Source organism: Streptomyces sp. NPDC048825, from assembly GCF_043198355.1.
Taxonomy (GTDB): domain Bacteria; phylum Actinomycetota; class Actinomycetes; order Streptomycetales; family Streptomycetaceae; genus Streptomyces; species Streptomyces xiangluensis.
In genome coordinates this window covers 130,081-148,956 of sequence record NZ_JBICUR010000020.1, presented here as the reverse complement: position 1 = coordinate 148,956, position 18,876 = coordinate 130,081, and the positions used below count along the sequence as shown (strand labels likewise).

The 18,876-nt window shown below is 70.5% G+C and carries 17 protein-coding genes; 3 read left to right on the top strand and 14 right to left on the bottom strand.

From position 1 onward, the window contains the following. Positions 1-6 precede the first annotated feature (6 nt). Positions 7-1,527, bottom strand: coding sequence for an ABC transporter substrate-binding protein (locus ACGFNK_RS37235; RefSeq protein WP_393423239.1), 1,521 nt, complete (start codon positions 1,525-1,527; stop codon positions 7-9). Between the two features lie 5 nt (positions 1,528-1,532). Further along, positions 1,533-2,603 (bottom strand): isocitrate/isopropylmalate dehydrogenase family protein, encoded by a 1,071-nt coding sequence (locus ACGFNK_RS37230; RefSeq protein WP_393423237.1) that lies wholly within the window; start codon positions 2,601-2,603, stop codon positions 1,533-1,535. Positions 2,604-2,732: 129 nt separating this feature from the next. Here ACGFNK_RS37230 and ACGFNK_RS37225 point away from each other — a divergent pair, with 129 nt between their 5' ends. Beyond that, positions 2,733-4,181 (top strand): amidase, encoded by a 1,449-nt coding sequence (locus ACGFNK_RS37225; protein ID WP_393423235.1) that lies wholly within the window; start codon positions 2,733-2,735, stop codon positions 4,179-4,181. After that, positions 4,178-4,948 carry a FadR/GntR family transcriptional regulator gene (locus tag ACGFNK_RS37220; protein ID WP_386338060.1) on the top strand — a complete coding sequence of 257 codons (771 nt, stop codon included), beginning with the start codon at positions 4,178-4,180 and terminating at the stop codon, positions 4,946-4,948. Before ACGFNK_RS37225 ends, ACGFNK_RS37220 begins: the two co-directional genes overlap by 4 nt. Before the next feature lie 75 nt (positions 4,949-5,023). Here ACGFNK_RS37220 and ACGFNK_RS37215 read toward each other — a convergent pair whose 3' ends face one another. Then, positions 5,024-5,740, bottom strand: coding sequence for a methyltransferase domain-containing protein (locus ACGFNK_RS37215; protein WP_393423314.1), 717 nt, complete (start codon positions 5,738-5,740; stop codon positions 5,024-5,026). 755 nt (positions 5,741-6,495) lie between these two features. Between ACGFNK_RS37215 and ACGFNK_RS37210 the strand changes: the two genes are divergently transcribed. Beyond that, entirely contained in the window at positions 6,496-7,182 is a 687-nt protein-coding gene (locus tag ACGFNK_RS37210; RefSeq protein ID WP_393423233.1) for a phosphatase PAP2 family protein, read from the top strand. A 12-nt stretch (positions 7,183-7,194) separates the two neighbouring features. On the opposite strand, the gene ACGFNK_RS37205 is transcribed toward ACGFNK_RS37210, so the two are convergent. From ACGFNK_RS37205 to ACGFNK_RS37155, 11 genes are read right to left on the bottom strand one after another with little or no spacing between them, the layout of a single operon-like run. Further along, the gene (locus tag ACGFNK_RS37205) at positions 7,195-8,538 is read right to left on the bottom strand and encodes a glutamate-1-semialdehyde 2,1-aminomutase (RefSeq protein ID WP_393423231.1); all 1,344 of its coding nucleotides are present in this window, start codon (positions 8,536-8,538) and stop codon (positions 7,195-7,197) included. 8 nt (positions 8,539-8,546) lie between these two features. Then, positions 8,547-9,098 (bottom strand): dTDP-4-dehydrorhamnose 3,5-epimerase, encoded by a 552-nt coding sequence (gene rfbC / locus ACGFNK_RS37200; protein WP_393423229.1) that lies wholly within the window; start codon positions 9,096-9,098, stop codon positions 8,547-8,549. Continuing rightward, a complete protein-coding gene (locus tag ACGFNK_RS37195) occupies positions 9,095-10,327 on the bottom strand; it encodes a polysaccharide pyruvyl transferase family protein (protein WP_393423227.1) in 1,233 nt (410 codons plus the stop codon). Before ACGFNK_RS37195 ends, rfbC begins: the two co-directional genes overlap by 4 nt. Next, positions 10,324-11,271, bottom strand: a complete 948-nt coding sequence (locus ACGFNK_RS37190; protein WP_393423225.1) for a glycosyltransferase family 2 protein — start codon at positions 11,269-11,271, stop codon at positions 10,324-10,326. Before ACGFNK_RS37190 ends, ACGFNK_RS37195 begins: the two co-directional genes overlap by 4 nt. Continuing rightward, complete coding sequence (locus tag ACGFNK_RS37185) at positions 11,268-12,566, bottom strand: hypothetical protein (RefSeq protein WP_393423223.1); 1,299 nt, start codon at positions 12,564-12,566, stop codon at positions 11,268-11,270. Before ACGFNK_RS37185 ends, ACGFNK_RS37190 begins: the two co-directional genes overlap by 4 nt. Then, complete coding sequence (locus ACGFNK_RS37180) at positions 12,563-13,837, bottom strand: DUF4910 domain-containing protein (RefSeq protein WP_393423312.1); 1,275 nt, start codon at positions 13,835-13,837, stop codon at positions 12,563-12,565. Before ACGFNK_RS37180 ends, ACGFNK_RS37185 begins: the two co-directional genes overlap by 4 nt. Before the next feature lie 20 nt (positions 13,838-13,857). Next, positions 13,858-14,883: an NAD-dependent epimerase/dehydratase family protein gene (locus ACGFNK_RS37175; protein ID WP_393423221.1), complete on the bottom strand. Its 1,026-nt coding sequence runs from the start codon at positions 14,881-14,883 to the stop codon at positions 13,858-13,860. Positions 14,884-14,886: 3 nt separating this feature from the next. Further along, entirely contained in the window at positions 14,887-15,534 is a 648-nt protein-coding gene (locus ACGFNK_RS37170; RefSeq protein WP_393423219.1) for a PIG-L deacetylase family protein, read from the bottom strand. Then, positions 15,531-16,352 carry a glucose-1-phosphate cytidylyltransferase gene (locus tag ACGFNK_RS37165; RefSeq protein ID WP_393423217.1) on the bottom strand — a complete coding sequence of 274 codons (822 nt, stop codon included), beginning with the start codon at positions 16,350-16,352 and terminating at the stop codon, positions 15,531-15,533. The genes ACGFNK_RS37170 and ACGFNK_RS37165 overlap by 4 nt, the downstream gene beginning before the upstream one ends. Beyond that, the gene (locus tag ACGFNK_RS37160; RefSeq protein ID WP_393423215.1) at positions 16,349-17,599 is read right to left on the bottom strand and encodes a class I SAM-dependent methyltransferase; all 1,251 of its coding nucleotides are present in this window, start codon (positions 17,597-17,599) and stop codon (positions 16,349-16,351) included. Before ACGFNK_RS37160 ends, ACGFNK_RS37165 begins: the two co-directional genes overlap by 4 nt. Continuing rightward, positions 17,600-18,874: a glycosyltransferase gene (locus tag ACGFNK_RS37155; RefSeq protein WP_393423213.1), complete on the bottom strand. Its 1,275-nt coding sequence runs from the start codon at positions 18,872-18,874 to the stop codon at positions 17,600-17,602. Positions 18,875-18,876 lie beyond the last annotated feature (2 nt).

The window sequence follows — 18,876 nt, the reverse complement described above, 5'->3', positions numbered from 1 at the left end:
CGCCTTTCATGACCGGCCCAGGCCGGTGAGATCCAGTGACTCGGAGACGTTGTTCACGGGCAGGCCGGTGATGTCCTTGTCCGCCACCATGAGGTTCGGCAGCAGGAACAGCCAGTCGGCCGCGGCGTCCTTGGAGAGCAGCCGGGCAGCCGCCCGCATGGAGGTGATCTGCTCCTCCTGGGTGCCCTGGTCCGCTTTCTGCAACAACCCGCGGAACTCAGGGTTGTCATATCGGATGTAGGAGGTCTTGTTCCCGAACACCGTCTGCATGTCGCGGGGTTCCACATGGCCGATGATGGACATGTCGTAGTCGGCGTTCTTGAACACGGTGGTCAGCCAGGCGGCGGGGAACTCCAACTGATCGAGCTTCACCTTGAACCCGGCCTGTTCCAGCTGGCTCTTGACCACGGTGCCGCATGCGGTGGCATACGGCAGCGTCGGGAGCCGCAGCCGCAGCGTACGGCCGGCTTGGCCGGACTCATCGAGGAGCTTCCTGGCCTTGTCGCGGTCGTACGGATACTCGTTCGTGAGGTTCTGGGACCACGGGTCGGTCGGAGGGACCATGCTGCCGATGAGCTTGCCGCGGCCTCCCCAGCAGGTGTCCACAAGGGCTTTGTGATCGATGGCGTAGCGAACTGCCTGGCGGGCCTTCGGATTCCGCAGCGGTCCCGAACCGTTGTTGAGGGACAGGACCACCTCGCCGTTGGTGGTGCCCTCGATGACCTTGTACTTCGGGTTGTTCTCGAACCGGTACAGGGCATCCGGGGTCTGCATCGTGCCGATCACGTTGATGGTGCCCGTGAGCAGCGCGTTGTTCATGGCCGTCGGATCCTTGAAGTACTTGAGCACGACCGACGCGAAGTGCGGTTCGCGCCCCCAGTAGCCATCACGACGGGCCAGCGTGATCGAGTCGCCGCGGTTCCACTTCTTCACCACATACGGGCCGGTGCCCACCGGCTCGGTGGCCAGCTTGCTCACGCCGGTCCGGCTGAACATCGCGCCAACGCGGGTGGTCATCCGGTACAGCCAGTCGTTGCTCGGCCTTTTCAAAGTGACCTTCAGTTCGGTGGGCGACACCGCCTGCACCTTGTCGACGACGTCCATCTGGGACTTCTGCATCAGCGTCCAGTCGGACGTGACGCGTTCGATGGAGAACTTGGCGTCCTCGGCCGTGAACGGTGCGCCATTGCTGAATCTGGCGTCCTTCACCAGCTGGAACGTGTACGTCTTACGGTCCTTGGACATGCTCCACGACCTGGCCAGACCGGGCCGTATCTTCGCGGACTGGTCCAGCTTCACCAGGTTCTCGTAGACGTTGTAGAGCAGTGCCTGCGGAATGGCGGCACCTTCGGTTTTGGTGAAGTCGAGGTTGGCCGGCTCGGCGGCGAGGCCGATCGTCAGGGTGTTGCCGGAATTCGCGGCGCCGCCGGTTGCCAAGGACCCGGCCGAGCAGGCTGCCAGCAGCAGGCATGCGAGCGTGGCTGCGACCGTCCTGATGTGCCGCGTCAGCCGCCTGTCGTGTCTCATCTGTTCTACCCCTGGCTTTCCATCGCGTGCAGGACGGCGGATGCCACCTCCGCTGTGGTGGCGTTGCCGCCGAGGTCGGCCGTGTGGTGCCTGGTATCTCGCAAAGTGCCCGCCACCGCGTCGCGGATGCGGCGCGCCGCGCCGGTGTGTCCGAGGTCGTCGAGCAGGAGCGCACCGGAGAGCATGCATGCCACCGGATTCGCTACGCCCTTTCCGGCGATGTCGGGTGCGGAGCCGTGGACGGGTTCGTAGATACCCGGAACGGCCGCGCCCGGAAGGACGTTGGCGCTGGGCGCCATGCCCATACCGCCGGCGAGTACCGCGGCGAGATCGGACAGGATGTCGCCGAACAGGTTGCCGGTGAGCAGGACGTCAAGGGATCGCGGAGCCTGGATCATGCGGGCGGCCATGGCGTCGACCAGCACGGTTTCCAGCCGAACCTCCGGGTAGTTCTCGCCGACCTCGCGCACCACCCGGTCCCACAGCGGATAGCCGTATCGCATCGCGTTGGACTTGGTCACCAGGCACAGGTGCCCCGACCGCCGGCCGGCCAGGGTGAAGGCCTGGTGCGCCGCCCGCTCGATGACGCGACGGGAGTGCACGGCGACCTCGATGCCGAGATCGTGTCCGCTGCCGGCGTGCGCCACCCCGCCGGCGCCGACGTACTCGCCCTCGGTGTTCTCGCGAACGATCACCAGGTCCACGCCATCGGTGTCGCGCACCTTGGTGGGAACGCCGGGGAACGCGCGCACCGGGCGGAGGTTCACGGCGAGGTCGAGTTGCTGTCGCAGGCCGATGATCAGGCCCCAGACCAGCTCATGTTCCGGAACATCGGGACGCCCCACGGCACCGAATAACACGGCGTCCGTCTTCCTGACGAGGTCGGCCGCATCGGCCGGCATCGCCGCGCCCTGCTGGAGGAACCGCTCGCCTCCCCAGTCGAACGAGGTCACGTCGAGCCGGTGGCCGTCGGCCTCCAGCGCGGCGCGAAGTGCGGGAACGGTCGCCGCGACGACCTCAGGACCGATTCCGTCACCCGGAATGACGGCGAGCCGCACGACCTTGGTGTCCCGCATCCTGGACGCCACCTTTCGCTTGCAACTGGCCTGACCAGTAAGCTCACTTGTCAGGTACCGTGGACGACTGAAACTGTTCTTGTCAAGGGTTCGCATGCCCCAGAAGTCGCGAACGAAGGGAGGGCGCGGGTGCTCACGGAACAGGGCCTGGCCGCCATGCCGGCCGTCGATATGGTGGCCGGATTCGCTGACCGCACGTTGTCGCCGGTCCAGGTCCACGACGCCGTCCAGTCGGTGATCGAGGCGCGCGAGAGTGTGCTCAACGCGTTCTGGGTGCGGGACCCGGACGAGTCCCGCAAGGCAGCCCTGGCCAGCGAGGCCCGATGGGCGGCGGGGGAACCGCTCGGGCTCATCGACGGCGTGCCCGTGACGCTGAAGGAGAACGTCGCCCGCAGGGGCGTCCCCATGCCCTCGGGCAACGCGGGGACCGAGCCGGTCGTCCCCGAGGCGGACGCGCCCATCACCGCGCGCGTCCTCGAATCCGGTGGGGTGGTACTCGGGTCGACCGTGATGCCGGACTGGGGCATGCTCTCCTCGGGGGTCTCCAGCCGGCACGGCATCTCACGCAGCCCCTGGAACGCCGCCTGGACCACGGGCGGTTCCAGCTCCGGTGCGGGGGCCGCGGCCGCCGGGGGATACGGTCCGCTCCACGTCGGCACGGACATCGGGGGATCGATCCGGCTGCCGGGCACCTGGCTGGGCCTGGCCACGCTCAAGCCCAGCTACGGGAGGATCCCGCTGGACACCCCGTACCAGGGGCGCGCCGCCGGCCCGATGACGCGCACCGTGGCGGACGCGGCCCTGTTCATGCGTGTCCTGAGCCGACCGGATCCCCGGGACTGGTCAAGCCTGCCGCCGCAGGACATCGACTGGTCGGCGCTGGACGGCGATGTACGAGGACTGCGGGTGGGGGTGCACCTGGACGCCGGCTGCGGGGAGCCGTGCGACGCCGAGGTCCTCGCCGCCGTGAACCGCGCCGCCGCGGTCTTCGAGGCGGCGGGAGCCGTCGTGGAACCGGTCGAGCCGTTCATGAGCCAAGAGCTCCTGGACGACCTGGATCTCTTCTGGCGGGTGCGGTCCTGGAACGACTTCCGCGAACTGGCGCCCGAGGCCCGGCTGCGGGTCCACCCCCACATCATCCAATGGTGTCAGGGGGGCGCGGACGTGCCGGGCACGAAAGTTCTCCAGTGCTACCAGCAGATCATGCGCATCCAGGCGCAGACCGTGGCGGCGACGGTCCCGTACGATCTGGTGCTCTCGCCGGTGGCCCCGGTGGCGGCGTTTCCCGCTGAGCAGCCGATGCCGTACATGGGGGACGGGAAGACCATGTACCACATCGGCTTCACCGCGCCGTACAACATGTCGGGGCAGCCTGCGGCGACCGTCAACTGCGGCTTTACGGCGGACCGTCGGCCCATCGGGGTGCAGATCGCGGGCCGCCGCTTCGACGACCTCGGCGTCTTGAGGGCGGCGGCGTGGTACGAACGGAGCCGGCCTGCCGAGGCGGTCCCGCGCTGGCCGGACAGCGCCCCCGGGGAGAAGACGACATGGACCACGCTCGAAGGGGAGAAGCCGTGAGTGACGGGGCACAGTTCCGGCAGGTATCGCCGCCGGTACGGCTCTACCAGCGCATCGTCGAGCAGATCGAGGAGGCGATCGCGCGAGGCGACCTGAAACCAGGTCAACGGCTGCCGAGCGAGCGGGAGTTGGTGACGCAGTTCGGGGCGAGCCGGCCCACAGTGCGGGAGGCCCTGCGTGTGCTGGAGAGCAACGGCCTCGTCCGCTCGCGTCAGGGTGACCCGAACGGCCCGGAGATCCTGGCGTTCTCGTCGGCCGGCCTGACCAAGGAGATGACCCGGCTCGTCCAGTTCGACAACGTGTCGATGGCCGAGTTGATCTCGTTCCGCATGATCCTCGACGGGTCGGCGAGCTTGCTGGCGGCTCGGCTGCGGTCCGAGGAGGAGCTGTCTGCCATGGAACGGACGCTTGCCGTCATGTCGGACGCGATCGAGGAAGGGTACGAGGAGTTCAGCAAGGCGGACGTCGCATTCCATGAGGTCGTGGCCCAGGCCAGCCGCAACTCCCTCATCGAGGTCTGCAACCTGGTGGTCCGGGGTGCTGTCCTCTCGCTGATCTCGGACAAGCTCGCCCACGCAGCCCACAGCACAGCGCTCATGCGGGAGTCGCTCCACCACCACAGGGAGGTGCTCGAGGCGATCCGCGCACAGGACGGCCCGGCGGCAGCACGCATCTCGCGACGCGACCTTTACGACTACTACGTCGGCTACGTCCCGGAGAACGAGCAGGGGCCGCTGCTCGCGCTCGTGGACGACGAAGAGCCCTGAACCTCCACCATGGTGACCGCGCGCCGCGGCCGGGCGCGGACGAGCCTGCTCGCCTCGGCTCTGGATAAGCCTGGGTTAAGCCCGCTTTCCGAAGACAAGCACTTCAGTGGAGGCAACGCCCATGGGTGCCAGGAAGCTGGCCTCCAGGCTGCAGCCGAAGGTCGCGAAGAGGTCCACGCATGTCTGGCGAGGCATGGCGGCTGGATAGGAACCGTGCCCCGCGCCGCCCTTTGTCGCCCAGGCACGCACCGTGGCCGGGTCCAGGCAGGTCTCTGTCATTACGTCAAAGACGATCCGACCACCGGGTCGCGTCACACGTGCCATCTCGAAGAAGTAGCGGGAGGCGCAGAGGAAGGTCACGGTGTTGAAGACCTTATGGGCCTGAACGAGGTCGATGCTGCCGTCGGGTGTCGAGGCGAGACTGCATCCTGCGGTCGGTTGGGCGACCACGCCGAATGTGTCCACCAGGTAGTTGGACCAGGGCGCTGCCGTCTCGTAGATCTCGTAGCGGCCTGGTGAACACTCCTTCAGTGTCTTCTCCAGGTACCGTCCGGACCCGGGGCCGATCTCCAGCACCGTGTCCGGGTTGGCAGCGAAGACGCCGAGAGCGCTTAGTTCATCGATGGTGAACTGGGTGGCGCCAGGCGTCCCGTTCATGACCTCGTCGATGTAGTCACCGACCGACAGACCGGCCGCCCGTGCAGCCCGCACCGTTGCCTCGAACGGAATGAAGTCGTCCACTCCACCCCGGTTGTTGTTGGTGCGCACGATGTCGAATCCCGCACGCCCCAAGAGCCGCTTGACCCCCGACTTCAATACTGACGTTCCCCGCGCTGCTGCGCTCACCAGGCATGACCCCCCCGCTTGTCGCCACCCTCGGTACCCGAAGCATAGGACCGCAGACGCGGACGCGCAGTGGGACGGCGAACTTCGCTACGCGGCAGTCGAGGGCCGGTTACGGCGCCGGGGTCTCATGCCCGATGGACGCATCACGATCGCGGTTTCGGTGGCACTCCGTGGCTCCGGCACGGAAAAGCGATTTCCGGAACCAAAAATTCGCGGAGTGTTGACATTCGGACTTTCCGACGGCGGTTTGCCGCGACCGCATTGCCGCGACCGCATTGTTGGTTAGGGTGACAAAGTCAGACACGACGGGGGGCTCGTTGGTGGGGAGTTGGGGCCGGCAGAAGCCGCAGGCCACGTCGACCAGCGTCAGTGGCGTTGGATCGCTTGGCCGAGCTGGCCGAGCTGGCATGCAAGTCGGCCCAGCCCAGTTCGCGCTTGACGTGTTTGCAATCTTGCTCGGTCCAGCCGCGCGCAGCCCGTACATCTGACGGTCCCGGCCATGCCGGCGGGCGGCAGCGGGCAGTTCTCGGGGCGCGGCATCGCGGTAGCGGCGGGTGACATGGCGTAGGCCCCGACGGGAGGGGAGAGGTGCATCACATCTGTCGGATGGTCTGCGACGGTGTGCGGGCTTTTCCCCGTCTCGGTCATGAGCGGGGTGTTCGGCTCGACCGCCATCGAGGTCGACCGGACGCGGTGGGCGTGTGACCGGCCGGTCGGCGCCCGCGGTGCTGCCGCCGTCGCTGCGCGCGTGGCTCGGGCTGATCGCGGCCCTCGCCGCGTTGGTGGTCCTCGTGCTCGGGGCCCTGTACGCCGGCCACAGCGAGCCCGGCAGGATGGACAGGTGGATCGTCCAGCCGACGGCGGACAGTGTGCGGCCGCCGTGGCGGTACGTCGCTCTGGCCACGGACTTCCTGGGGGAGCCCGCCGGAGCGGCGATGCTGGTCGTGGCCACCGTGACGGGCTGCCTGCTGCTTCGGCGGCCTCGCGCGGCGGTGCTCATCGTTGCCGGTGCCGGCACGACCGTGGCGACGACGACGTTGCTCAAGCCCCTGGTGGGACGCACCATCCACGGCGACGGCAACCTGGCCTATCCGAGCGGGCACACCGCCTTCGTCACCGCGCTCGCCCTCGTGGTGGCGCTGCTCGCGACCGGCCGGCTCGGCCTCGGCAGAACGGCCGGCACGTTACTCGTGCTCGCCGCGGCGCTGGTTGCCGGCGCCGCCATGGGCTGGGCGCAGGTCGCTCTGGGCGCGCACTACCCGACCGACGTCCTCGGCGGCTGGTGCACCGCGCTGGCGGTGATACCGGCGACCGCGTGGCTGGTCGACCGGATGGCCGACCAGCTGGTCGATCGGACGGCCGACGCCGGCCGGCGGGAGCGCCGCTGAGGCCACGTCACGTCACGCCAAGCGGCGGAATACGGGCTTCACCGGTCGCCCTGCCAGCCAGGGGGTGGGGTCAGCGGCGTCCAGTGCCTTCCGGTACACCGCACATGCCTGGGCCACCACATCGACGGTGCGGTCGATGTCGGCGTCGTCGAGCGCGCTGCTCACCACGAACGACGGGGCGAGCACCCCGCCCGCGAGGAGCCGGCGCAGGAACAGAGTGCGGTACTCCTGCGACGGCTGCCGGTTCTCGTCGAGGGTGGCGAAGACCAGGTTGCTGGCCCGGCCCCGGACGACGACGTGGTCGCCGACGCCCATGCTGTCCGCCGCGTCGCGGACACCGGCGGCCAACCGCTCGCCGAGGGCGTGCAGCCGCGCGGTGACGCCCTCCTCGACGTAGGTGGTTTGCACGGCCATCGCGGCGGCAAGCGAGTGCGTTTCCGCACCGTGCGTGGTGGACAGCAGGAACACCCGCTCGCCGGAGTGACGCAGCCCGCCCCGCTCCATCAGCTCGCGGCGCCCGGCCAGCGCGGCGACGGCGAACCCGTTGCCCAGCGCCTTGCCGAACGTGGAGAGGTCGGGGACGACGCCGTACAGGCCCTGGGCGCCCGCCTCGGACCAGCGGAAGCCGGTGATCATCTCATCGAAGATCAGTACGCAGCCGTGCCGGTCGGCCAGCTCGCGCAGGCCGACGAGGTACCCGGGCGGCGGCTCGGTGTGGCCGGCGGGTTCGAGGATCAGGCAGGCGACCTCGTCCTGGTACCGGGTGAGCAGCTCCTCCGTGGCGGCCAGGTCCCCGTAAGGGAACGCCAGGGTGAGTTCGGTGGTCGCCGCCGGAATGCCGGCGGACATCGGCGTGGTACCGATGAACCAGTCGTCCACGGAGAAGAACGGATGATCGCCGCAGACGGCCACCCGCGGGCGCCCGGTGACGGCGCGGGCGAGGCGGACCGCGGCGGTGGTGACGTCGGAGCCGTTCTTCGCGAACTTCACCATCTCGGCGGTCGGCACCGTGGCCAGGAATCGTTCCGCGGCCTCGACCTCCACGATGGACGGCCGGACGAAGTTGCTGCCGCGGTCGAGTTCCTGCCGCACCGCCTCGATCACGCGCGGGTGGGCGTGGCCGAGGCTGACCGACCGCAGGCCGGAGCCGTACTCGATGTAGCGGTTCCCGTCGATGTCCCAAACGTGGGCACCGCGGCCGTGGCTGATGACCGGGGCCAGGTTCTCGGGGTACTGGTCGTCGCCCTTGGCGTAGGTGTGCGCGCCACCGGGGATCATGGCGTGCAGCCGCTCGTTCGCCTGCCGCGACCGGGGCAGGACGAACTCCTCCGTCTCTTCGGTGTGTTCGGTGTCCACGCCGACCCTCACTTCTCTCTTTGCTTCAGGACCTCGGCGAGGCTCGGCGCCTCCCGGTCCCGCTGGGACATCGATGTGACCGGCAGCGGCCAGGGAATGGCGAGCTCCGGGTCGTCGAAGGCGATCGTCACGTCCTCGGCCGGATCGTGCGGGCGGTCGATCCGGTACGAGGTGTCAGCGGTTTCGGTCAGCGCCTGGAAGCCGTGCGCGCAGCCCGCGGGGATGTACAGGGTCACCTGCGTCTCGTCGGACAGCTCGAAGAAGGCCCGGTTGCGGTAGGTCGGCGAGTCCGTCCGCAGGTCCACGACGACGTCGAAGATCCTCCCGTACGAGCACCGCACCAGCTTGGCCTCGCCGGCGCCGGAGCGCAGGTGCAGGCCGCGCAGCACGCCCTGAACCGAGCGGGACAGGCTGTCCTGGACGAAGGCGTCCGGGTCGAGGCCCACCGAGCGGACCACGTCGGCGTCGAAGGTGCGGCAGAAGAAGCCGCGCTCGTCGGCGTACGGCGTCGGCTCGAACAGGTACGCCCCGGCGATCGCCGGGACTTCGGTCGCTTTCATGGAGCCTTCCGCAAGGTGTGGGCGTGGTCGGTCGCCGGGAACAGGGCCGCGGTCAAGGCGGTGAACTGGTCCTCGAGTTGCCGGGCGGCCACCAGGTTTCGCTCGGCCAGGGTCCGCCGCAGCTCCACCGATCGCTTCTCCAGCGCCTGGAACTGCTCGAGCAGCCGGTCGGCGTCGACCGCGCGAGCCGGGTGGCAGTACGCGGCAAGGCCCATCCGATCCATGAGCGCGTCGCTCTTCGCCGCATAGCTGAGCGCGAGCGTCGGCGTGCCGACCTTCAGCGCGCAGATCAGGTTGTGGTACCGGGTCGCCACCACGGTGTCGGCAGCCGCCATCTCCTTCATCAGGTCGGCCAGCGAGGCCGCCTCGGCAGCGGTGACCAGCGGCGAGTCCACCGCGTCGAGGATCGCGGCGACCACCGGCGCATCGCACTCGTCGCCGGTGAGCAGCCGGACCGGCCTGCCGTCCTCGACCAGCGCGCGGACGAACCGGGTCGTCCCGTCGAGGTAGCGCCGGTGGATCTCCTCGGCCCGTGCGCGGTCGTCGTTACCGCCGTGGAAGTCCATGACGCCGACGCAGACCGGGCCCGGCGGACCGGACGGCGCGTTCGCCGGCGGCGTCGGAAGGGCGAATGCGAGGTCCGGGTAGACCTCGTCGCGCGCGGTGTCCACGCCCATCGCCCGGATCGCGTCGCGGGACAGGGCGTCCCGGTACGAGCGGTACGTGGCCAGCCGCGCCGACCAGCGCACCAGGGCCCGGGTCGGCCGTTGGCCGATCGCGGCGGCGCCGACGCCGACCAGCGCGACCCGGGTGCCGAACAGCCGGCCACTCGCGCAGAGCAGGAACAGCGAGTACGGGAAGCCCCACGGCCGCAGCGGCAGCGTGGCCTCCAGTACGCCCATGCCCGGCACGATCACCACGTCGTGCCGGCGCACCCAGGCGGCGGTGCGGACGGCGTCGACGAGTTTGCCCAGCCCCTTGCCCGCGATCGCGCCCGCGCGCGACGCGGTCCGGTACTCCCCGCGGTACCAGTGCAGCCGCGTCGCGGGGATCCGGTACCGGGTCGCGACGACCTCGGGTCCGCCGCACAGCGCGTCCACGACCGCCTTCGGGTGTTCGGCGCGGAGATAACCGAGTACGGCCTCGAGCGACCCGTCGTTGCCGAGGTTGCCGGAGCCGAGCAGGCCGAACACCCCGACGCGCACCGGAGTTTCTTGCCCGGACGTCATGCCTGCCTCCCCTCACGGCCGGCGACGAGGGCGTCGACGGAGACAGTGAGCCCGCCCGGGTCGACCGGGGCGCGGTCCTCGACCCGCTCGCCGGCGCCCGGCCGGACCCGGCTGGTCATCCACGCGGCCAGGTGGCGGTAGCACGCGCGCCGGTCGGCCGTGGACAACGGCGCCCGTCGGATCGCCGAGGCGAAGCCCCAGACGTACTCGGCGAGCAGCCGGGGCGTCGGGTGCAGCGGGCTGGCCCGGCGCGGGTCCAGGTTGACGCACCGGGAGCGCTTGGAAGGGTTCGCCCGCTCGGCGCGGGTGGGGTGGTCGCGGCGGAAGTACAGCAGCTCCGGAACCTGGTGGAAGGGCCCGTGCAGGGTGATCTCGGCGACGAACGTGCGGTCCGCGTGGTGGTAGCTGTCGTGCGGCTTCACCCGGCGCAGCACGTCGGCCCGCATCACTCCGTAGAAGTCGTCGCCACCGGGCTCGAACAGCAGGCTGCGGAAGCGCTCCGGCGCGTGCGGCGAGTCGGTGGCGAGCCCGTACTCGTACGGGACCTTCACCTGGCCGTCGCCGTCGATGACCGCCTGGCCGCTGTGCGCGAGGATCACCTCCGGCCGCTCGTCCAGCGCCTCCACGCAGCGCCGCAGCAGGTCCCGGGCGTACAGGTCGTCGTGCGAGGCCCACTTGAACAGCTCGCCTCGGCACTCGGTGAACACGTAGTTGTGGTTCGGTGCGGCGCCGATGTTCCGGGGCAGCCGGAGGTACCGGATGCGTGAGTCCTTCGCGGCGTACCGTCGGCAGATGTCCTGTGTTCCGTCGGTCGAGGCGTTGTCGGAGATGACCAGCTCGAAGTCCTCGTAGGTCTGGCCGAGCAGCGCGTCGAGTGCCTCGGCGAGGTACTCCTCGCCGTTGTACACGGGCAGGCCGATGCTCAGCCTGGGTCGGGCGGTCATGAGGTCCTCACTTCGGGGATGGGGTTGTGGTGGCGCTCGCGCAGGGCGGTCCGCAGCTGCAGCCACCACACGGCTGAGCTGCCGACGGTCGCGGCGGCGACGCCCCAGGCCGAGCCGGCCGTGCCGGCCACGGCCGCCCCGCCGAGCCCGCCGCCGACATAGCAGGCGGAGGCGAACAGTTGGGAGCGCAGGCTGCGCCGGGCCGCGCCGAGCGCGCGCAGCCCGGCCGCCGCGCCGGTACCGAGGCCGGCGCCCGCGACGCCGAGGGTGACCGGCACGATGAGCTGTGCGGCGGAGTGCCAGACGTCGCCGAGCACGAACTCGCCGAGCCGGTCCGGTATCAGCAGCACCGCCGCGCCCCAGAGCAGCGCGGCGGCGGCCTGCCCGGCACCGAGCAGGAGGCAGAACTTGGCCAGCCGGTGCGGGGCCTGCCGCAGCACTCGTGCCGCCTCCGCGACGGTGACCAGCGAAAGACCCATCAGCACGGCGAGGAAGGGGCCGAGCAGGAGCTCGGCGCCCCGGACCGCACCCACCGCGCCGACCCCGACGATCGCGCCGAGCCCGTACGCCCGCAGCTGGGCCGCGCCGCTGAGGCTGACGTTCTCGACCAGGTACCGGTAGCCGAGATCGCGCTGCTCGCGAAGCCACCCGCGCGCCCCGGTCACCCGGGGCCGGATACCGGACTGGACGTAGCCGTACGCCGCCGCCGCCGTGGCGGACACGCCCCACGCGAGTACGAAAGCGGCCACGGTGCCCACGCGGGCCGCCACGACCATGGCCGGGATGAGCGCGACGCCCCACACGAGGTCGTTGACGAACGCCTTCCGCCCGGTACCGGCGGCGAAGAACGAGAACCGCCAGGCGTCCTGCAGCAGCAGCCCCGGCAGCATGACGCCAAGGGCGGCGAACGCGGGCCCCACACGGCCACCCAGGGCCAGCCCGACCACCAGACACGCCGCGCCGAGGGCGGCACCGACGCCGAGCGCGGTACCGGACGACCGGGCCACCGCACCGCGCCAGGACGCGTCCGACACACCGCTGAAGCGCACCACGAGCGGATCGGTTGCCAGCCCGCGGGAGACGTTGAGCACCACGCCGTAGGTCACCCAGGCCAGGCTGAACACGCCGAACGCGGCCAGCCCGAGCGAGCGTGCCACGTAGATCCCCACCGCGAAGTTGGACATGCTGGAGGCCGCCTGGTCGGCCAGCCCCCAGGACAGCCGGCCGACGAGGGCCCGCCGGGCGGATCCGGCCGGTCTCGTCGTCTTATCCCCCTCGGTGGTCATCGGCGTCATGCCTTGATCAGCCCGGCGCCGTGCAGGGCTCCGGCCGCGGCGGCGACGGTGTCGAACGGCAGCCCGGACCGCTCGGCGACGTCCAGCAGACTGTGGTCACCGTCGGAGAGATTGAGCACCCAGAGCATGGCCATCTGGGCCTGCTTGGTGTCGCTGCGGCCGCCGAGCGCGTCGTACAACCCGCGCCGGCCCAGCTGGGGTTCGCCGTAGGGGCTGAGGTTGAGGTACCGCCGGTTGCGGTCAAGGACGGCGAATGCCTCGCGGCAGACGGAGAGGGTGTCCGCCATCGCCTTCGGGGAGACGAAGTCCAGGTTGTCCGCCGAGGTGTGGTATTCGGGGTAGCCGGCGTACGGGGTCCGGGTGAGCGAGCCCACGCCGAGATTGAATCCGGGCGAGCAGAACTGCCGCTCGTCGTAGCCGTACGGAGTGAACTCGGTGACGTGGTGCGGGCGTTCGGAGGCGGCCAGCACGTGCCGCATCACCCGGTCGATCTCCGCGTCGCCGCGCCTGCTCTGCTTGTACGTCAATTGGCCCGAGTCGCCGGCGCAGGCCAGCACGAGGCCGTGCTTGACCCGCTCCACCCGCTCCTTGTTGCGGGCCAGCCAGGTGATCGCCCCGATGGTGCCGGGCGCGAAGATGAACCGGTAGGTGTAGTACGGCGTCTGCTCCGCCAGCACCCGGGCCAGGAACGTCGCCACCGCGATGCCGGCCAGGTTGTCGTTGGCCAGCGACGGGTGGCAGACGTGGCAGGAGACGATCACCTCGTCGGGGACCTGCCCGGGCACCACGTGCTCGGCGTAGGTGAGGTGTCCGTCGGCGAGGGTGGAGTCGATGCGCACCTCGTACTCGCCGTCCTGCATCGCGTCCAAGGTCTCCTGGGCCAGGCAGAACCCCCATTCCGGCTTGTAGTAACTGGTGCGGTACGGCACCCAGTTCGGGTGCTCCGGAAGGGTGTGCAAGTGTTCGCGCAGCTCGGCCAGCGGCATGGTCGCCGACACCGGCACGCTGTAGCCGAGCACGTGCAGGCTGGACGCGGCGAAGTCGACGACCCGGTGGCCGGCGGTGTCGGCGATGTACGCGTCCCGGATGTTCCACTCCTGCGGCACTGTCCAGTCGAGCACCTGAGTCCCGGTCGGCACCTCGTGCACCTGCAGCGGGACGTACTCGCCGACGATGTCCAGGGTGGCGCGCACACCGTCGCCGGTGATGCTCCGGCACAGCGGGTACAGCCGCTCCACCAGCGCGTACATCTCGTCGCCGGCCGCGGTCATCGGCTGCTCGCCGGCCGCCGTCATCGGCGCCACCGCAGGGTGTCGTCGACGGTGCCGGCGTCGGACGCCGCGCGCAGCACGGCAAGGCGGGTGAAGCGCTGCTCGAAGTCCTCCCGGGTCAGCCCGTGTTTCCGGTAGGCGTCGGCGAGTTCGAGCGCGCCCTGCTTCACCGTCCACTCGCAGTCGAAGCCGGGTATCGCGGCGCGGAACCGGGAGAAGTCCACCCGGTACGACCGCGGATCGGCACCGTTCTCCCCGGTGATCACCACCTTCGCGCCGGACACCGCCTCGGCGACCTGCTCGGCGATCTCGGCGACCGTGACGTTGTTGATCTCGCTGCCGATGTTGAACGCCCGGTCGTGCACCGCTTCCCGCGGCGCGGTCAGCGCGGCCGCGAAGGCCCGTGCGATGTCGGCGGCGTGCACCAGCGGGCGCCAGGGGGTGCCGTCGGAGAGCACGAGGACCTCGCCGGACAGGAGCGCGTGGCCCACCAGGTTGTTCAGCACGATGTCGGCGCGGAGCCGGGGCGAGTAGCCGAAGGCGGTGGCGTTGCGCATGAACACCGGGGTGAAGTCGCCGTCGGCCAGGGCGTGCAGGTCGTCCTCCACCCGCACCTTGGACTCCGCGTACGGCGTCACCGGGCGCAGCGGGGCCTCCTCGCTCACCAGGTCTTCGCCGCCGGCGGCGCCGTACACCGAGCAGGTCGACGCGTACAGGAAGCGCCGCACTCCGGCGTCGCGGGCCAGCCGGGCAAGGCGTACGGACGCGTGGTGGTTGATGTCGTAGGTGAGGTCCGGCGCCAGCGATCCCAGCGGGTCGTTGGACAGCGCGGCCAGGTGGATCACGGCGTCCACCCCGGCCATGTGGTCGGCCGTGACGTCGCGCAGGTCCACCCGATGCCCCTGCGGGTCCGCGGGCGGCGGGCCGAGGACGCAGTCGGCGAACAGGCCGGCGTCAAGGCCGACGACCTCATGTCCGGCGGCCGCGAGGACCGGGGCCATCACGGTGCCCAGGTAGCCCTGATGTCCGGTCAGCAGTACGCGCAAGGTTCATTCCCCCAGGTTGAGAGTGAGTTTGGTGACGGCGAACGCCTCGGCGTAGCGCGCGTGGCTTTCGATGCCGCGGATCCGCGCAAGGCCGAGGAAGGCCTCCCGGTCGTACCAGGGCCGGTGCCGCTGCGAGGGGTAGTGCTCCTGCAGCAGCCGCACCTTCAGTTCGGCGATCTCGGGCGACAGCGGCTGGTACGCCGCCATACGGCCGAGATCGCCGTCCCACTTGACGATCTCGTAGCCGAGGACCAGGTGGTCGCGGAATGCGGTGGGTACCAGCTTCGCCAAGCCGCGGTGATCCTGGTGCGCGTCATCGGTACGCGGAGCCAGCACGAGGTCCGGCTCGGTCCGCTCGCGCAGCTCCTCGATGGCGGCCTTGGCCTCTTCCCACCGCGTCGGCAGTCGGCCGTCCGGCAGCTTGAGCACGGTCAGCCGCAGGTCGGCGCCCGGGCAGAAGGCGGCGAGCGCGGCCTGCTCCTCCTGCTCCCGCTCGCTGCCACCGCCGGAGAGCACCAGCGCGTCGACACGCATACCCGGCCGCGCGAGGCACAGGGTCAGCAGCGTGCCGCCGGCGCCGATGGCGATGTCGTCGCAGTGCGCGCCTACCGCGACGATCCGGTCCAAACGCCCGGCGCTGAGCTGGATCACGCGGTCCTCACCCCGGGGTTCGTTCCCGCGCCGGCTCCCGCGCCGTCCCGTTCCCACACGGCCCACGGGCGGTCGCCCCGGGCGTAGGCGTCGTCGAGCGCGGCCCGCTCCTTCACGGTGTCGGTCGGCTTCCAGAAGCCGCGGTGCTGGTGCGCCACCAACCGGCCGCGCTTGGCGAGTTGGGCGCATCCGTCGGCGACCAGGTCCCCGTTCTCCGGTATGTGGTCGAAGATCTCCTGGCGGAGCACGAAGTAGCCGCCGTTCTCCCACAGCGGCAGGTCGCTCACCGCGGTGATGCCCCCCACCAGTCCGTCCTCGCCCAGCTCCACGCAGTGGAACGAGGACTGCGGCGGCACCACCATCATCGACGCACCGGCGTCACGCCGCGCGAACCGGTCGACCATCTCCGGCAGCGGGGCGTCGGTGAGCACGTCGGCGTAGTTGGCGAGGAACATCTCGTCGCCGTCCAGGTGGTGCCGCACCCGGCGCAGCCGCTCCCCGATCGGTGACTCGATGCCGGTCTGCGCGAACGTGATCGTCCAGTCCGCGATGTCGGTGGACAGCAGCTCGGTCCGCCCGCCGCGCAGCACGAAGTCGTTGGACACCGTCTCCTCGTAGTTGAGGAAGAAGTCCTTGATGTGGTGGGCCCCGTACCCGAGACACAGGATGAACTCCGTGTGCCCGAAGTGCGCGTAGTAGCGCATGACGTGCCAGATCAGCGGTCGCGGGCCGACCATCGCCATCGGCTTGGGCGTGTCGTCGGCGGCTCCGCTGCGCATCCGCATCCCGTAACCGCCGCAGAACAGAACGACCTTCATGCTGTGCCCTTTCCAGACGCGACCTCGACAATGCTCAGTTCCGGGATGGGAAAGACGAGCCGGCCGCCCCAGTCGTGCACGAAGGACAGCTGCTCGACCAGCTCGGCCCGCAGGTTCCACGGGAGGACGAGGACGTAGTCCGGTTTGTCGGCGGCTATCTGGTCGGGCGGCAGGATCGGGATGCGGGTGCCCGGAGTGAACCTGCCGTGCTTGTAGGGGTTGCGGTCGACCGTGTACGGGAGCAGGTCGGGCCGGATGCCGCAGTGGTTGAGCAGGGTGTTGCCCTTGCCCGGGGCGCCGTAGCCGACGACCGTCTCGCCGCGCTCGGCCGCCTCGATGAGGAACCGCAGGAGGTCCCGGCGCACCTTGGCCACCCGGTCGGAGAACTCGGTGTACCCGGACATCTCCTGCAGCCCGGCGGCCTTCTCCCGGTCCAGCACGTCGGCCACCCGCCGGGTCGGCTCGCCGGCCACTTCGGCCGGCCGGGCCCACAGCCGGATGGAGCCGCCGTGCGTGGGCAGCAGCTCGACGTCCACGAGCGCGAGCCCGCCGCTCGCAAGCGCCCGGATCGCGGACGCGACCGTGTAGTACTGGAAGTGCTCGTGGTAGATCGTGTCGTACTGGTTCTCCTCGATCAGGGTCAGCAGGTGCTGCACCTCGATGGAGACCCAGCCGTCGTCGGCGACCAGGGCACGCAGCCCCTGGGTGAACCCGACGACGTCGGGGATGTGCGCGTACACGTTGTTGGCCACGACCAGGTCCGCCGGGCCGTGCTCGGCGCGGACGTCGGCGCCGGTGGCCGGGTCGAGGAACTCCGTGAGCGTGGGCACACCCGCGTCCCGCGCCGCGGCGCCGACGTTCACCGACGGCTCGATGCCGAGGCAGCGGATCCCGCGGTCCACCATGTGCCTCAGCAGGTACCCGTCGTTGCTCGCGACCTCGACCACGAAGGCGTCGGGGCCGAGAGCAAGGCGTTGTACGGCGTCGGCGACGTACGTGCGCGCGTGCTCCACCCAGGAGGTCGAGTAGGAGGAGAAGTACGCGTACTGCGTGAACGTCTCCTCCGGCGTGATCAGCGGAGGAATCTGCGCGAGCCAGCAGTCGGTGCAGACCCGCAGGTGCAGCGGGTAGGTCGGCTCCGCCTTGTCCAGTTGGTCCGCGGCGAGAAAGCTCTCACATGGTGGCGTCGCCCCAAGATCGACGACGCTCGTCATCGCTTCCGAGCCGCAGAGTCGGCATCGTGTCATCTACTGTCCCCATCCCCCCTGCTCGGGCGGGTGTCCCCGCCGCGAGCCAGTGCTTTTGTCCCCCACCGGCGGTGGGCTGTCCCCGCCGCCGGACCGACCCGCGATCGCGGTGCGGTACTCATCCACCAGGCGCTCAAGGCCGACGGCCGGGCTGAAACCCTGCTCGTAACGGCGCCTGGCCGCCTGGCCCATCTCCCGGTTGCGGGCCGGCTCGGCCGCGATCCGGCGTATGCAGGACGCGAGCGAGGCGGGCTCGCCCGGCCGGTGCAGCAGCCCGGTCACCCCGTCCTCGACGAGTTCGACGAAGGCGCCGTGACCAGCGGCGACGGTCGGGACCCCCGCCGCCATCGCCTCCACGACCACCAGGCCGAACGCCTCCAGCCACGTCGAGGGAGCCACCACGGCGACCGACCGTGCGACGGCCTTCCGGGTCTCCGCCGTGTCATACAGGCCGACGTAGCGCACGTCGTCCCGGCCCGCCGCCCAGGCGGTCACCTCTTGCGCCAGCGGCCCCGCGCCGGCGATCACGAGCGGCACGCCCACACCGCCGCTCGCTGCGATCTCGTCCCACGCGGCCATGAGCAGCCGCACGCCCTTGGCCTCCGCGAGTCGGCCGAGATAGAGCAGATGCTCGCCGTCGCCCGCTCGGGAGGTGCCCGGCTCCGGCACGAAGTTGTGCTTCACCGTCAGCCGCTCGGCCGGCATGCCGGCCCGCACCAGGACGTCGCGCTGCGCCGCGGAGAGGCAGAAGAACCGCTCCACGCCGGACCACCACCGCCGCCGGTTGACCGACAGGCTGACCGCGAGCGGCACCGTCGCCAGCCGGGAGCTCCGGTAGCAGCCGTGCCGGACGGCGGGCAGCGGCGCCGATCCGACGCACTCGGTGCACGGCCGGCCGTCCCGCTGCAGCGTGCCGGGTGGGCAGACCTGGGTGTAGTTGTGCAGCGTGGCGACGGCGGGCACGTCGGCGTCGGCGCAGGCGGCCAGCACCGCGGGCGACAGAAGCGGGAAGACGTTGTGGACGTGCACCACGTCCGGTCGCTCGGCGCGAAGCCGGGCGGTGATCTCCGCGCGGACCGCCGGGTTCCACGGCACAAGGAGCGGCACCGCGGCCTTGGCAAGGAGGGACCGGGCGGCGATGTCGTCGCTGCGCCGCTCGAACACCTCGACCCGGTGGCCGGCGGCGCGCAGCAGCGCGACCTCCTGGTCGACGACCTTGTTCTCCCCGCTCGGCTGCGCCGAGGCGTAGCGGTTGTGCACCACGAGGACGTGCATGC